We start from the raw sequence: 13,901 nt of genomic DNA on the forward strand, positions 1-13,901 counted from the left end.
GTGGTCAGGCGGCGCGCGAGCGCAGCAGCCGGCGCTCCAGCACCAGGCAGGCCTGGTACAGCAGCAGGCCCATGGCGGCGATCAGCACCAGGGCCGCAAACATGAGGGTGGTGTCCATCATTCCCTGGGCGGCAATGACCACGGCGCCCAGGCCGCGGCTGGCGCCCATGAACTCGGCCACCACGGCGCCGACCAGGGCCAGCACCACGGCCACGCGCAGGCCCGCAAGAATGGCGGGCAGGCCCGTGGGCAGCTTCAGGCGCAGCAGCGTCTGCAGCCGCGTGGCGCCCAGCATGCGAAACAGCTGCAGCCGCTGGGCATCGACCTGGCGCAGGCCGGTCAAGGTGTTTTCCATCAGCGGGAAAAAGCAGATCAGCGCGGTGATCAGCACCGTGGGCAGCATGCCGAAGCCGAACCACAGCACGAACAGCGGCGCCAGCGCCAGCTTGGGCACGACCTGGCTGACCACCACATAGGGCTTGAGCACACGCTCCAGCAGCTCGGATTCAGCCAGGGCCATGCCCGCCAGCAGGCCGATCGCGCTGCCGGCCGCCAGCCCCAGCAGCAGGGCCTGGAGCGTCGCCCGGATGTGCGGCCAGAAATAGCCCGTGGCCAGCCCCGTCCACAGCGATGCCGCAATGGCCGAGGGCGCCGGCAGCACCAGGGCGGACAGGCCCCATTGCCGCACCAGCAGCTCCCACAGGCCCAGCAGGACCAGCGCCAGCGCGGCGGCCAGCAGGCGGGCATGGAACAAGGACACCGTCATGCCGCCGTCCTGTCCATGGCTGCGCGCACGCGGGCGCAGTGCTCGTTGAACGCCGGCCCGTGGCGCATGGCCTGGGTGCGCGGCGCGGGCAGATCGACCGCCATATCGGCCACGATGCGCCCGCCGTGCATGAGGGCGATGCGGTCGCCCAGGTAGACGGCCTCGTTGATGTCGTGGGTGACGAAGAGCACCGTGGTGCCGCGCTCGCGGCAGGTGCGCAGCAGGTCGTCCTGCAGCTCGGCGCGCGTGATGGCGTCCAGCGCGGCAAAGGGCTCGTCCAGCAGCAGCAGCGGCGGATCGAGGACCAGCGCCCGTGCCAGCGCCACGCGGCTTTGCTGCCCGCCCGAGAGATGGCGCGGATGGCGCTGCGCGTGGCTGGCCAGGCCCAGTTGCTCCAGCAGCGCCAGGGCGCGTTGCTCGTCCTGCGGCGCGGGGCGCCTTTGCAGCGACACGGGCAGCAGCACATTGCCCAGCGCCGTATGCCACTCCAGCAGCGTGGGCGCCTGGAACATGAAGCCCAGTTGCGGGCCGGGCTCGGCCAGCTCTGCGCCGCGCAGCAGGATGCGGCCCGACTGCGGCCTGAGCAGCCCCGCCGCCAGCTTCAGCAAGGTGGTCTTGCCGCAGCCGCTGCGGCCCAGCAGGCAGTGGACCTCACCGGCCTGCACGCGCCAGTCCACGCCGTCCACCACCGGCGGGCGGCCCGGGTAGGTGAACACCACCTGTTCGATATCGAGAAACGCCATGCCGTCAGTCCCGTCTGTCATGCCCGTCATGCCCGTCATGCCCGTCGTGCCGGTGTGCATGGATGTCAATCCGCATACGGGGCGAACGGCTGCGCCGCCGCCTCGGCAGATTGCTCGATCTCGGTCATGCGCACCAGGTCCAGCAGGTTGAAGCGGCCGTCATGGTGCCAGCCGGCCTCGGGCATGCTCATGGAGCCGATGGCGCTGATGCGCGTGACGCCGGCCGCGCCCAGCAGGCCGGCCAGCCGGTACAACTGCTCGGGCGAGGCGGCAATGCCGGCCGTCTGCAGGTATTCGCGCTGCGCGGCCGCCACGGGCACGGCGTCATCCAGGCGGTCCACTCCCACCACGGCAATCGTCCGGTACAGGGCCGTGGGCGCCAGCGGCTGCAGGCTGTCGCTGTACGCCACGCTCCAGGGCGCGTCAACGGGACCCAGCAGTTGCTGCGCGTCGCCCGACCATTCCACGGACTGCTGCCAGCGGGCCACGGCGGCGCCCTCCTCCAGCTCCAGCGGCCGGCGCGCAAAGCGCCGCTGCAGGTTGGCCAGCTCGGCCGCCAGATAGTCGGCAAAGGCACGCGCAGAGACGGGGGCGCCGCGCTCCACGTAGAAGACATGGGGCGAGTAGCAGCCCTGCTGGTCATAGCGCATCACGTCCCAGGCCGCCAGCCGCGCCACGGCAGGCGCCTTGAGCGTGTCCAGCGCGGCAGCGCCCACCATGCCAAAGCCCAGCTTGTGGCCGTGCGGCAGAAAGCGCGTGGTCACGGGCAGGCGCTGGCGCAGTGCCTGCAGCGTCTGGTTGCCGCCGTAGGCGAGCACGGTGTCGGCCTCGGCGTGAAGCGCGGCGGCGGCATCTCCATCCGCGCCATCCGCACCGCTCCACCACACCACGGCCAGGCAATCGGCCAGCGGCGGGTGGACCTCGGCCAGCAGCCGCGCGAACCAGCCCGCGAACAGCGGCTCGGCGCTGGCCAGCTTGCCAATGGCGGGCGCCTTGACCAGCAGGCCGCAGACCAGGCTCCACAGGGACAGCGCAGGCACATTGCCCGCCCAGCTGTGCATCAGCAGGTCGGGGCCGAAAGCACGCACCGCGCCGCCCTTGGGCGCGGGCTGGAAGCCGTCGAGCACGGCCGGGTTGGCAAAGTCCTCGGCCACGAAGCGCCGCAGCTGCGCGGCGCGAAAGGTCTTGAAGAAGCCCGTCAGCCCCAGGCGCACCATGTCGGCGTCATAGCCGCTGACCACGGGCAGCCAGGCCTCGGCCTGGCGCCGATAGGGATCGCTGCGGTCCAGCAGGCGGGCAATGGCGCGGTCGATGGCGTCGATGATCTCGGCCACGGGCATGGCCCTGAGGTGGCGGTCGGCGGCACGGCGCACATGGGCTGCCAGCGCATGCATCTGCGGGCCGGTCAGCAGGGGCACGGAGACTTCCAGCCGCATGCCGCCGCGCTCGAAGGGCAGTACATGCCACTGCACCTCGTCCTCGCGCAAACCAGGCAGTTCGGGCAGGTAGCCGGCCGTGATCCGCTCCGTCGTCATGCCGCCGCAGCCTTCACGAATTCATCGACCGCCAGCGAGCAGCCCTTGGCCGCTGCGCCCTCGGCACGCCCCAGCAACAGGAAACCGCTGTTCTCGCCATGGCCGGCCCACAGGCCCACGTCCTCGGTGAGGATGGTGGTGACCGCGTTGTAGTTGGCCAGGTCGCAGTGCACGAGAATGCCGCGCTCGCCGGGCGCCACGCTGCGCCCGGTGACGGGCTCGACCAGGCGCGAGCGTATCCAGTGCGGCCCCGACTTGACCGAGGGCAGTGTGGCATTGCCGTCGTCATAGAACTGCGTGCTCAACTCGGTCATGCCGTACATGTTGATGCAGTGGCTGCGCGGCACGCCCAGCAGCCGGCACAGGTCGGCGTAGAAATCCTCCAGCGGCAGCTCGCGCGACTGGCCCTTGTAGCCGCCCGTGTCCAGGATGCGGCTGCCCGGCGGCAGGCAAAAGCTGCGGCCCTGCTCGCGCAGCGCATCCATCACATGCACCAGGCTGAAGCTGGCGCCCAGCAGCGCATAGGGGCGGCCGCTGCGCTCGGACTCCTGCAGCGCGGCGCACAGGCCGGGCATGTCCAGTCCTTCGGGGGTGAGGAAGTAGCGGCTGTCGGGAGTGCCGAATTCCGACATGGCCAGCGTCAGGTAGTGGGCCAGCGAAGAGTTGGGCATGGCCTGCTCGTCGGGAAAGAGAATGCCCATGGGCAGGCGCTCGTGCCCGGCCATGAAGCGCTGCGCGAAGTTGCGCGTCATCGACGCATCGTAGACATGGAGCGCGGGATGGAAGTGGCGCCCGCGGGAAGATAGCCCCTTGGCCTGGCCCGTGGTGCCGCTGGTCATGAACACGCGCTCCGAGGGCGAGGCCGGCTCGCTGCGCAGCTCCATGGCCTTGAACGCGTCAATCGGCACGGCGGGAATGTCGCTCCAGGTCTTCACATTGCGCAGCGTGGCGCCGCGCCGCTGGCAGAAGCTGCGAAACGGCGCATTCGATTCGTATTGGTAGGCGAACAGCCGCAGCGCCAGTGCGTCGAACTGCTCGTCGGTGCAGCCGTCCATGGCGATGAATGCAAGCAGGTCTGCGACCAGAGAAGCCGCCTGGGGCCGGGCCTTGTCCATGGAATTCCTTCGAGAGCTGGGACGTGATGCTCCGAAGGCTCCCCCGCCCGTGGCGCATGGGCGGCCACGCAGGGGTGCAAGCTCTTCTTCCGCCGGAATGACCCGGTTCAAGTTCTCGGGTGTGGATCTCAGCACTGGCGTGCACCCCGGAGCGGAGGGCTATCTTACAGCAGGGTCGCCAAGGGTGCAGGACCGGGACAATCCTGCTGCGGGCCGCATCAGCCCACGGCCGTCAGCCGCCGCATCACCCACTCCACGGGCCCCTGCGCCACCTTCTTGCTCCAGGCCCAGGCGGCCAGGCTGGCGACGATCACGTACAGCGCGGCCGCCACGGCCACTTCGCGCAGGCTGCGTGATCCGTCCAGCGCGCCCAGGGCCTCCAGCAGGCCCATGCCGATGAGGATGTGTGCCAGGTACAGGGTCAGCGTCATGCGCCCGGCCGGCAGCAGGCCGCGCCACGGTCCACCGGGCCAGCGGTCGGCCAGCCGCAGGCAGGCGCCGATGGCAATGCTGGCGCAGCCCAGGCCCATCAGCAGGTAGGCTGGGCCGGGCGGCATGGGGCCGGTGGCCAGCCAGGGAGCCCATTCACTCTGTGCCGCAAGTGCCGAGACGGCGCAGGCCAAGCCCGCCATCAAGCCGCCCGCAGCCACCAGGCCCCATTGCACGCGCGGCTCGGCCAGCGGCAGGCGTGCCAGCAGCATGCCGCAGAGGAAGAACGCAAACCACGGCAGCACCGGATGGAAGCCGTTGAACAGCAGGTTGCGCGCAAAGCCAGCCGGCTCCCACAGGCCCTGGTAGGACAGGCTGGCCCAGTCCCAGCCCTGGCTGTAGTCCAGCTGCAGCAAGGCCCAGGCGGACAGCGCGGCCACGGCCGCCATGCCGGCCAGCAGCGCAGCGGTGCCGGCCTGCAGCCAGGCGATGGCCAGCACGAAATACACCGCGTAGTAGTGGATGATGTCGGCCGGAAAGATCAGCAGGTTCATCCAGCCGGCCACCAGCAGGAACAGCGCGCGGCGCAGCGTCCAGAGGCGCGCCGTGGCCGACTCGAGCGAGCGCGTGGCCAGCACCAGGCCCAGGCCCGCCAGCACCACGAAGGTGGCCGAGGCCTTGCCCTCCAGGAAATGGAAGAACGACAGCAGCCAGCCAGGCTCCTGCAGCGCGGGATGCATGGCCTGCTTGAAGTTGACGAACACCATGCCCGCCAGCGCCAGGTAGCGCGCCAGGTCCAGCCCCGCCAGGCGGGCGCCCCTGCCGGTGGCGTGCCTCATGTCGCGTCTCCCCGTGCCTCGCCTCCAAGAAGGCAGGCCAGCAAGGCGGGATGCCGCACATCGACCCCTTCATCCGCCCCCGCGTCTTCTTGCGGCGTCACCGCCAGCGCAAAGCGCAGGGCATCGCTTTCCACGGCGTCCAGCAGCAGTTGCGCGGCCAGGCGCACGGGCACGGCAGGCCGCAAGAGGCCCTGCTGCGCCCCGCGCTCCATGAAGCCTGCCAGGCCGTCGAGCATGCGCCTGCGGTTGGCCTCGAAGGCCGGCGCCAGCCCGGGCGAACGCGCGATCTCGGACAGGCATTCGGCGCTGAGCACGGCCCATTCCCGCTGGCGGCACAGCGCCTGGTAGGCGGCCAGGAATTGCGCCACCACAGGCAGCGAAGGGGCTGCTGCCTGCTCCAGCGCCTGCAGCAAGGGCAGCAGCTCGGTCTGCTCCTGCGTGGCGACCTCGGCAATCAAGGCCTGCTTGCTGTCGAAGTGGTTGTACAGATTGCCCAGGCTCACCGACGCCATCTGCGCTATGTCGCGCATGCTGGTGCAGTGAAAGCCGCGCTCCACGAAGCACTGCAGGGCCGCCTCCACGATGACGGCCCGGCGCTCGCTGATGTCTTCCTTCTTTTTCATGCCTCGAATAATGAACGAACGTTCATTCATAGTCAATACCAGGCCTGCCATCAAGGTCGCATGGCACGGCACGACATGGAAATGGCGCTTCGGGCGGCGGAACTATCCACCGCCCCCGCAGTCGAACGGCCTTCGCTGGAGATCTCAACGCATAACAGCCCGGCCCACACTCCATCGTTGCCGATGGAGCCACTGCCTGAACAGGCAAAGGTGAAACTGTCATGCAATGTCCCGCCTGCCGAGATGCCACGCTCATCATCTCCGAGCGCCAGAACATAGAGATCGACTACTGCCCCCAATGCCGCGGCGTCTGGCTGGACCGCGGAGAACTGGACAAGCTCATCGAGCGCTCCGCCGCCCAGGCACCCGCAGCGCCAGCAGCCTATGAACGCCCGCAGGAACGGCGCGCGGGCCCTGACGGATCCCATGACCGGCGCGAGCACTCCAGCCACGATGGCTACCGCCGCAAGAAGCGCGAAGGCTTTCTCTCCGATCTTTTCGACTTCTAGCACCAGAGCAAGTCCGCTGCGCCGGCATCGGGACATGGCAGCCGCGCCCCACTATGATTCGGCTTTCAGCTCCTTGTCCCCATGCCCCGCGCCCGCACACCCAAGCCCGCTCCTGCCGAAGAGAACACGGCCCCGTCCAGCACTGCAGCGCCGGGGCCGTCCATCGACGCCTCCTTCCTGCACACCCTGGTGGGCTACAACGCCCGGCGTGCCTCGCTGTCCATCATCGAAGTCTTCGTGGAGCGCATGGCCACCCACGATCTCAAGATGGTGGAGTTCTCCGTGCTCTCCCTGGTGTCCCACAACCCCGGCATCACCTCGCGCCAGCTGTGCGCGGCGCTGGATGTGATGCCGCCCAACCTGGTGGGCCTGATCGCAGCGCTGGAGCGCCGCAAGCTGATCGAGCGGCGCACCCACCCCACCGACCGCCGCGCCGTGGGCGTGCACCTGACGCCGGCTGGCGCCGAACTCACGGCCCGGGCGGAAAGAACGGCGGCGGAATTGGAAATGGATGCCACCTACCGCCTGACCGACGCCGAGCGCAGGACGCTGATCCAGCTGCTGCAGAAGATCTACAACTGAGCGCGCTCAGTCCGCCTTCTCCGCTGCCGGCTGCTCCAGCCCCAGCAGCCGCACCGCGTTGCCCTTGAGGATGCCGGGCATCACCTCGGGCTTGAAGCCGGCTTCCTGGAAATCCTTCATCCAGCGCTCGGGCGTGATCAGCGGATAGTCGCTGCCGAAGAGCACGCGGTCCTTGAGCAGGGTGTTGGCGTACTGCACCAGCTGCCGGGGAAAGTACTTGGGGCTCCAGCCCGACAGATCGATCCAGACATTGGGCTTGTGCAGGGCCACGGACAAGGCCTCGTCCTGCCAGGGAAAGCTGGGGTGGGCCATCACGATCTGCATGTCGGGGAAGTCGATGGCCACATCGTCCAGGTGCATGGGGTTGCTGTAGGCCAGGCGCAGGCCGCCGCCGCAGCGCATGCCGCTGCCAATGCCGCTGTGGCCCGTGTGGAAGATGGCCGGCAGCTTGTGCTCGGCGACCACCTCGTAGATCGGCCAGGCCATGCGGTCGTAGGGATGGAAGCCCTGCACCGTGGGATGGAACTTGAAGCCCCTGACGCCCTCTTCCTCGATCAGCCGCCGCGCCTCGCGCGCACCCATGCGGCCCTTGTGCGGATCGATGCTGGCGAAGGCCACCATCATGTCGCTGTTGGCCCGCGCGGCCTCGGCGATCTCCTCGTTGGGAATGCGGCGCCGGCCCAGCTGCGACTCGCTGTCCACCGTGAACATCACCAGGCCCAGGTTGCGCTCGCGGTAGTAGGCCACGGTCTCGGCGATGGTCGGTCGGCGGCCGTTGCCGAAGTATCTGTCGGCGGCACGGTCATATTCCTCGCCGTAGTTGTCGAACGGGTTCCAGCAGCTCACCTCGGCGTGCGTGTGGATGTCGATGGCAATCAGTTTTTCGTGGTCCATGTCTGTCTCCTGTGCGGCCTGCTGCCTGCCCCGGCATCAAGGGGAAGTCCCAATAAGAATTTTGCAAAGGCCGCTTGAATTGGTTATTAAATATAACCAAAATCGCGGCCATCAGAAAGCGATGCGGAAGCGGGCAACGGCTGCCACGCAACGGTTTCGCGCTGAGGCTTCACACCACCTTCCGAGGAGACAGACATGGACAGAAAGATCCACAAGACCCGTTCCCGCGCCTTGCCGGTCACGCTGGCCGCCGCCCTTCCCGCCCTGCTGCTGGCCGCCTGCGGCGGCTCGAACGACGGCATTTCCCAACTGGCCGAGGCCCGCCCGGCAAGCCTGCTGTCGTGCAACGACCTGGCGGCCAAGATCTCTTTTCCCAACACCCGCATCACCGCCGCCGAGACCGTGGCTGCCGGCACGCTGACGGTGGCAGGCAAGCCCATTGCCGAGCACTGCCGCGTGACCGGCCGCATGCACGAGCGCGTCAGCACCGTCGACGGCCAGAGCTACGCCGTGGGCTTCGAGATGCGCCTGCCGCGCGACTGGAACGGGCGCTTTTTCTACCAGGCCAACGGCGGCCTGGACGGCAGCGTGAGCACGGCCGTGGGCGCACTGGGCGGCGGGCCGCTGGGCAATGCGCTGCAGATGGGCTTTGCCGTGCTCAGCTCCGATGCGGGCCATGCAGGCAGCCTGGGCCCCTTCTTCGGCCTGGACCCGCAGGCGCGGCTGGACTACGGCTACCAGGCCGTGGGCAAGCTCACGCCCATGGCGCGCAGCGCGCTGCAGACGGCCTATGGCAAGGGCCCGGACCGCTCCTACCTGGGCGGCTGCTCCAACGGCGGGCGCCACGCCATGGTGGCGGCCTCGCGCTATGCCGACCAGTACGACGGCATCATTGCCGGCAACCCCGGCACGCGCCTGCCGCTGGCGGCCATTGCCAACATTGCCGGTGCCCAGGGCTACGCCCGGCTGGCCACCACGCCCGCCGACCTGGGCACGGGCTTCACCCAGGCAGAGCGCCGCCTGGTCAGCCAGGCCGTGCTGGCCCGGTGCGATGCGCTGGACGGCGCCACCGACGGCATGGTGCAGGCCGGCGCAGCCTGCCAGGCGAGCTTCGACCTGTCGCGCGACGTGCCCACCTGCGGCGGCGCGCGCGACGGCAGCTGCCTCAGCGCCGAGCAAAAGAGCACCATTGCCGGCCTGTTCAAGGGCGCAGCCACCAGCGGCGGCAGCCGCATCTACAGCAGCTTCCCGTATGACGCGGGGCTGGATACGGCCGGCTGGGCCGGCTGGAAATTCTCCAACTCGCTGAACCTGGACACCGGCGCCGTGGGCCTGGTCTGGCAGGCGCCACCCGAGAACCCCACCACCTTCAACGGCCCGCAGTTCGCGCTGACAGGCAGCGTGGACAGCATGCTGGCCAAGGTCCAGGCCACGACGGCGCTGTACACCGAAAGCGCGCTGTCCTTCATGCTCCCGCCCGACTACGGCAAGCTGCCCGTGCTGCGCAACCGGGGCGCCAAGCTCATGGTCTACCACGGCACGGCCGATCCCATCTTCTCCAGCGACGACACCGTGCAGTGGTACGACACGCTGCGCCGCAACCATGGCGACGCAGCCGACTTCGCCCGCCTGTACCTGGTGCCCGGCATGAACCACTGCAGCGGCGGCCCGGCCACCGAGCAGTTCGACATGCTCAGCTCCCTCGTGGCCTGGGTGGAGAAAGGCCAGGCCCCAGACCGCGTGATCGCCAGTGCGCGCGGCGCAGGCAACGCGGGTGGCGTCAACGCCGACCTGCCAGCCACCTGGTCGCCCACGCGCACCCGGCCGCTGTGCCCCCATCCGCTGGCCGCCCACTACAACGGCAGCGGCGACATGGAAAGCGCTGCCAGCTTCAGCTGCCGCTGACCATGCACTGAAGGCGGGCGGCGCCTGAACGATCTCCTGAACGGCACGCCCCCTCCGCCCTCATCCACCCCTTGTCCGCAGTCCCGCCCCTCGGCGGGGCCGGGCACCGCTGCGCCTGAAAAAAGGCGCGCGGACACCCACGCCAAGACGGCAACGATTTTTCAAACCAGAGGAGACATCACCATGCAAAAAACCCCTTCCACGCTGACCCTGGCGGCCGCCGCCGTGCTGGCCATGGCCGGCTCCAGCACCAGCTTCGGCGCCTTCGCGCAAGGCACCTCCAGCGTCACGCTCTACGGCATCGTCGATGTGGGCGTGGAGCACATGAACAATGTGGCGGCGGGCGGCGGTCTCAGCCGCATGCCATCGACCACCAGCCTGGTGCCCTCGCGCTGGGGCCTGCGCGGCAGCGAGGACCTGGGCGGCGGCCTCAAGGCCATCTACACGCTGGAGTCGGGCTTTGCGCCCGACCAGGGCACCTTCAACCAGGGCGGGCGCGGCTTCGGGCGCCAAAGCTGGGTGGGACTGGGCGGCAACTGGGGCAGCCTGACCATGGGCCGCCAGAACTCCATGCTGTTCTGGTCGCTGCTGGACTCGGACATCATCGGCCCGGCCGTGTTCGCCATGGGCTCGCTCGATGCCTACATCCCCAACTCGCGCGCCGACAACATGCTGGCCTGGCGCGGCAACTTCGGCGGCCTGGCACTGGGCGCGGGCTACAGCTTCGGGCGCGATGCCGTCAACGCAGGCCCCAGCCCCGCCGGCACCAACTGCCCGGGCGAGAGCGGATCGGACACGCAGGCCTGCCGCCAGTGGTCGCTGTACGCCAAGTACGACACGCCGGCCTGGGGCCTGGCGCTGGGCTACGAGCAGCAAAACGGCCGCACGCCGGCCTCGTCCACCGACCCGGTGTTCGGCGGCATGACCTCCAGCGCCAAGCATGACGAGCGCCTGCACCTGGGCGGCTACTTCAAGCTGGCCGGCGTGAAGGTCGGCGGCGGCCTGCTGCGCCGCGACAACGATGGCGACGCCGTCAAGCCGCGCAGCAACCTCTGGTACGTGGGCGCCTCGTACCCGGTCACCGAGGCGCTGGTGCTCGAAACCCAGTGGCTGACGCTGCGCTACCGCGGCGTCTCGGGCTACGACTCCGACCTGCTGGTGGCACGCGCCATCTACAACCTGTCCAAGCGCACGGCGGTCTACACCCAGCTCGGCCACATCCGCAACGACCGACTGGCCACCGTCTCGGTCAGCGGCGGCGCCCCGGGCAGCAACACCGCGCCGGGCCGCTCGCAGACCGGCATCAACGTCGGCATCCGCCACATGTTCTGAGCCTGTTCTTTCCAGCTTTTCCTTTTTTCGATTTCACCAGGAGACATCCATGCAGATGCATCGCCGTCATTTCGTCCAGGCCCTGGGCAGCGCCGCCGCCCTGGGCTCGCTGTCGCCACTGCAGGCCCTGGCCCAGGCACTGGACCAGGTCAAGATCATGTACGGCTTTCCGGCCGGCAGCTCGGGCGACAGCGTGGCCCGCCGCGTGGCCGAGCGGCTGGGCGGCACGCCCTACAGCAAAGGCCCGGGCTTCGTGGAAAACAAGCCCGGCGCCGGTGGCCGCATCGCGGTGGAGGCCCTGAAGAACGCCCCGCCCAACGGCTCGGTGCTGGCGCTGGCGCCCGTGTCGGCCTTCTCGGTCTACCCGCACATCTACCCCAAGCTGACCTACAAGCCCGAGGATGCGATCCCCGTCTCCATCGGCGCCGTCATCTACCACGGCCTGGCCGTGGGGCCTGCCGTGCCGGCCGAGGTCAAGACCCTCAAGGACTTCCTGGCCTGGGCCAAGGCCCACCCGGACCGGGCCAACTTCGGCTCGCCGGGCGCGGGCTCCATGCCGCACCTGCTGGGCGCGCTGCTGAGCCTGCGTTCGGGGGTGGAACTCAAGCACGCGCCCTATCGCGGCACCGTGCCCAGCATCACCGACCTGGTGGGCGGCCAGGTCGCGGCCACCATGAACCCCAGCGGCGACTACCTGCAGTACCTGAAGGCCGGCCGCCTGCGCGTGCTGGCCACCTCGGGCAAGCAGCGCTCGCCCTTCCTGCCCGACGTGCCCACCTTTGCCGAACTGGGCTTTCCCGATGTCACGGTGGAGGAATGGTTCGGCTTCTACGCCCCCGCCAAGACGCCGGCCACCACCATTGCCAACGCCAACGCGGCCATCACGGCCGCGCTCAAGGACAAGGCCGTGATCGACGGGCTGGCCGCCCTGGGCCTGCTGGCGCGCGGCAGCACGCAGCAGGAGATGGCGGCCGACCAGCAGGCCGAGCTCGAGCGCTGGAGTTCGCTGGTCAAGCAGATCGGGTTCACGGGCGAGTCCTGATCAGTCGGCGGCAGGCCCATTCCCCTTCACGGGACAAGGCCACACTCATGCAACAAATAATGTTGCATGAAACAGAACAGCCAATTCTCGGACGTCCTCCATGTGCTGCTGCACATGGCCGAGGGCGATGGACCTGCCACCTCCGACATGCTCGCCGCCGCGCTGCAGACCAACCCGGTCGTGCTGCGCCGGTTGATGTCGGGCCTGCGCGATGCAGGCCTTGTCACCTCCGCCAAGGGCCATGGCGGGGGCTGGGTGCTTTCTTGCGAACTGGACCGCACCACGCTGCGCGACGTGCATGAGGCCCTGGGCGCGCCCGGCCTGGTGGCGCTGGGCTTCCGGGAAGACCGGCCCGAATGCCTGGTCGCCCAGGCCGTGAACGAAGCCCTGAGCAACGCCGTGCAGCAGGCCGAGGCCGCCCTGCTCGCACGCCTGGGCACGGTGACGCTGGCTGCCCTGTCCCACGACTTCCACGCCCGCCTGGCCCGCCATCGCGCAGCGGGCGGCCAGGGCTGGCACCAACTGCAGGAGCACTCGCATGAAACACGTTGATTTCGCCGTCATCGGCGGCAGCTATGCCGGCCTGTCCGCCGCGCTGCAACTGGCGCGTGCGCGCCGCCAGGTGCTGGTGGTCGATGCCGGGCTGCGGCGCAACCGCTTCGTGGACCAGGCCGGCGAGACGTCGCACGGCTTTCTCACCCAGGATGGCGTGGCCCCCGGCCAGATCGCCGCCCAGGCCCGGCAGCAGCTGATGGCCTATCCCACCGTGCAGTGGCTGGACGGCACGGCCGGGGACGCCCGCGTAGCGCCCGATGGCCGGCTGGAGTTCCGTGCAGCGGGCACGGCCATCAGCGCCGCCCGCCTCGTCCTGGCGCCGGGCGTGCATGACAGCCTGCCGCCCGTGCCGGGACTGGCCGAGCGCTGGGGCCGCAGCGTCTTTCACTGCCCGTACTGCCACGGCTACGAGATGAATGCGGGCCGCATCGGCATCATCGCCAGCTCGGCCCTGGCCCACCACCACGCCGTCATGCTGCCCGACTGGGGCCAGACCACGCTGCTGCTCAACGGCGCCTACACGCCCGGCGCCGAAGAGCTTTCCACCCTTGCGCGCCGGGGCACCCAGGTGGAGTCCACGCCCATCGCCCGCCTGGAAGGCCGGGCCGACGTAGTGCTGCAGGATGGCCGCCGCCTGGTGATGGACGGCCTGTTCACCCAGCCGCGCACCCGCATCGCCAGCCCCGTGGCCGAGCAACTGGGATGTGCCCTGGAAGAAGGCCCCATGGGGCCCTTCATCAAAATGGCAGAAGGCCAGGCGACCAGCGTCCCCAACGTGTTCGCCTGCGGCGACGCGGCCCGCGCAGCCGGCAACGTGGCCATGGCGGTGAGCGATGGCGCCATGGCAGGCATTGGCGCGCACCGGTCGATGATGGGGTGGTGATGGGGTGGTGATGGGGGGCGGACCTTGGGCCCGTGCATGGACGCAGATCAACAGCCTGACGGACGATGCGTGGATACAACAACTTCCCATGCTAACTAAATCCGAAAATATAATTAAGACTGATTCTCATTGACATCTACAACATCAAG

The 13,901-nt window shown here is 69.2% G+C and carries 14 protein-coding genes and 1 riboswitch; of the genes, 7 read left to right on the forward strand and 7 right to left on the reverse strand.

Translation table 11 applies throughout. The annotated features are described in order from the left end of the window. Positions 1–4: 4 nt before the first annotated feature. From A9976_RS28965 to A9976_RS28990, 6 genes are all read right to left on the reverse strand, one after another. Entirely contained in the window at positions 5–766 is a 762-nt protein-coding gene (locus tag A9976_RS28965; protein WP_012206326.1) for an ABC transporter permease, read from the reverse strand. Further along, the gene (locus A9976_RS28970; RefSeq protein ID WP_409049563.1) at positions 763–1,569 is read right to left on the reverse strand and encodes an ABC transporter ATP-binding protein; all 807 of its coding nucleotides are present in this window, start codon (positions 1,567–1,569) and stop codon (positions 763–765) included. The genes A9976_RS28965 and A9976_RS28970 overlap by 4 nt, the downstream gene beginning before the upstream one ends. A gap of 5 nt (positions 1,570–1,574) precedes the next feature. Beyond that, positions 1,575–3,044, reverse strand: a complete 1,470-nt coding sequence (locus A9976_RS28975) for an acyl-CoA reductase (protein WP_183021824.1) — start codon at positions 3,042–3,044, stop codon at positions 1,575–1,577. Beyond that, entirely contained in the window at positions 3,041–4,159 is a 1,119-nt protein-coding gene (locus A9976_RS28980; RefSeq protein WP_183021825.1) for a long-chain fatty acid--CoA ligase, read from the reverse strand. Before A9976_RS28980 ends, A9976_RS28975 begins: the two co-directional genes overlap by 4 nt. A gap of 67 nt (positions 4,160–4,226) precedes the next feature. Then, positions 4,227–4,318: riboswitch (TPP riboswitch) on the reverse strand. Positions 4,319–4,377: 59 nt separating this feature from the next. Further along, a complete protein-coding gene (locus A9976_RS28985) occupies positions 4,378–5,427 on the reverse strand; it encodes a DUF418 domain-containing protein (RefSeq protein ID WP_183021826.1) in 1,050 nt (349 codons plus the stop codon). Beyond that, the gene (locus A9976_RS28990; RefSeq protein ID WP_259649357.1) at positions 5,424–6,050 is read right to left on the reverse strand and encodes a TetR/AcrR family transcriptional regulator; all 627 of its coding nucleotides are present in this window, start codon (positions 6,048–6,050) and stop codon (positions 5,424–5,426) included. Before A9976_RS28990 ends, A9976_RS28985 begins: the two co-directional genes overlap by 4 nt. A 221-nt stretch (positions 6,051–6,271) precedes the next feature. Here A9976_RS28990 and A9976_RS28995 point away from each other — a divergent pair, with 221 nt between their 5' ends. Together A9976_RS28995 and A9976_RS29000 are read left to right on the forward strand one after the other, a co-directional pair. After that, complete coding sequence (locus tag A9976_RS28995) at positions 6,272–6,559, forward strand: zf-TFIIB domain-containing protein (RefSeq protein WP_183021828.1); 288 nt, start codon at positions 6,272–6,274, stop codon at positions 6,557–6,559. An 81-nt stretch (positions 6,560–6,640) separates the two neighbouring features. Beyond that, on the forward strand, positions 6,641–7,141 hold the full coding sequence (locus A9976_RS29000; RefSeq protein WP_096916742.1) for a MarR family winged helix-turn-helix transcriptional regulator: 501 nt from the start codon (positions 6,641–6,643) through the stop codon (positions 7,139–7,141). Between the two features lie 6 nt (positions 7,142–7,147). Here the strand turns inward: A9976_RS29000 and A9976_RS29005 are convergent, their stop codons facing one another. Then, positions 7,148–8,035 (reverse strand): amidohydrolase family protein, encoded by an 888-nt coding sequence (locus A9976_RS29005; protein WP_183021829.1) that lies wholly within the window; start codon positions 8,033–8,035, stop codon positions 7,148–7,150. A gap of 195 nt (positions 8,036–8,230) precedes the next feature. On the opposite strand from A9976_RS29005, the gene A9976_RS29010 reads away from it, so the two are divergent. From A9976_RS29010 to A9976_RS29030, 5 genes are all read left to right on the forward strand, one after another. After that, positions 8,231–9,940, forward strand: a complete 1,710-nt coding sequence (locus tag A9976_RS29010) for a tannase/feruloyl esterase family alpha/beta hydrolase (protein ID WP_183021830.1) — start codon at positions 8,231–8,233, stop codon at positions 9,938–9,940. 183 nt (positions 9,941–10,123) lie between these two features. Next, positions 10,124–11,272, forward strand: coding sequence for a porin (locus A9976_RS29015; RefSeq protein ID WP_183021831.1), 1,149 nt, complete (start codon positions 10,124–10,126; stop codon positions 11,270–11,272). 49 nt (positions 11,273–11,321) lie between these two features. Continuing rightward, positions 11,322–12,314, forward strand: coding sequence for a tripartite tricarboxylate transporter substrate-binding protein (locus A9976_RS29020; protein ID WP_183021832.1), 993 nt, complete (start codon positions 11,322–11,324; stop codon positions 12,312–12,314). Positions 12,315–12,380: 66 nt separating this feature from the next. Continuing rightward, positions 12,381–12,866 carry an Rrf2 family transcriptional regulator gene (locus A9976_RS29025; protein WP_063325713.1) on the forward strand — a complete coding sequence of 162 codons (486 nt, stop codon included), beginning with the start codon at positions 12,381–12,383 and terminating at the stop codon, positions 12,864–12,866. After that, a complete protein-coding gene (locus tag A9976_RS29030; RefSeq protein WP_183021833.1) occupies positions 12,853–13,752 on the forward strand; it encodes an NAD(P)/FAD-dependent oxidoreductase in 900 nt (299 codons plus the stop codon). The genes A9976_RS29025 and A9976_RS29030 overlap by 14 nt, the downstream gene beginning before the upstream one ends. Positions 13,753–13,901: the final 149 nt, after the last annotated feature.

It is taken from the genome of Delftia sp. UME58 (assembly GCF_014170385.1).
In the GTDB taxonomy this organism is placed as follows: Bacteria; Pseudomonadota; Gammaproteobacteria; order Burkholderiales; family Burkholderiaceae_C; genus Comamonas; species Comamonas acidovorans.

Excerpts from the sequence above, each read along its gene's own strand:
- A9976_RS28980 (WP_183021825.1), bottom strand. The coding sequence starts at position 4,159 with ATGGACAAGGCCCGGCCCCAGGCGGCTTCTCTGGTCGCAGACCTGCTT.
- A9976_RS28970 (WP_409049563.1), bottom strand. The coding sequence starts at position 1,569 with ATGCACACCGGCACGACGGGCATGACGGGCATGACGGGCATGACAGAC.
- A9976_RS28990 (WP_259649357.1), bottom strand. The coding sequence starts at position 6,050 with ATGAAAAAGAAGGAAGACATCAGCGAGCGCCGGGCCGTCATCGTGGAG.
- A9976_RS28975 (WP_183021824.1), bottom strand. The coding sequence starts at position 3,044 with ATGACGACGGAGCGGATCACGGCCGGCTACCTGCCCGAACTGCCTGGT.
- A9976_RS29010 (WP_183021830.1), top strand. The coding sequence starts at position 8,231 with ATGGACAGAAAGATCCACAAGACCCGTTCCCGCGCCTTGCCGGTCACG.
- A9976_RS29000 (WP_096916742.1), top strand. The coding sequence starts at position 6,641 with ATGCCCCGCGCCCGCACACCCAAGCCCGCTCCTGCCGAAGAGAACACG.
- A9976_RS29020 (WP_183021832.1), top strand. The coding sequence starts at position 11,322 with ATGCAGATGCATCGCCGTCATTTCGTCCAGGCCCTGGGCAGCGCCGCC.
- A9976_RS28985 (WP_183021826.1), bottom strand. The coding sequence starts at position 5,427 with ATGAGGCACGCCACCGGCAGGGGCGCCCGCCTGGCGGGGCTGGACCTG.
- A9976_RS29005 (WP_183021829.1), bottom strand. The coding sequence starts at position 8,035 with ATGGACCACGAAAAACTGATTGCCATCGACATCCACACGCACGCCGAG.
- A9976_RS28965 (WP_012206326.1), bottom strand. The coding sequence starts at position 766 with ATGACGGTGTCCTTGTTCCATGCCCGCCTGCTGGCCGCCGCGCTGGCG.
- A9976_RS28995 (WP_183021828.1), top strand. The coding sequence starts at position 6,272 with ATGCAATGTCCCGCCTGCCGAGATGCCACGCTCATCATCTCCGAGCGC.
- A9976_RS29015 (WP_183021831.1), top strand. The coding sequence starts at position 10,124 with ATGCAAAAAACCCCTTCCACGCTGACCCTGGCGGCCGCCGCCGTGCTG.
- A9976_RS29025 (WP_063325713.1), top strand. The coding sequence starts at position 12,381 with ATGAAACAGAACAGCCAATTCTCGGACGTCCTCCATGTGCTGCTGCAC.
- A9976_RS29030 (WP_183021833.1), top strand. The coding sequence starts at position 12,853 with ATGAAACACGTTGATTTCGCCGTCATCGGCGGCAGCTATGCCGGCCTG.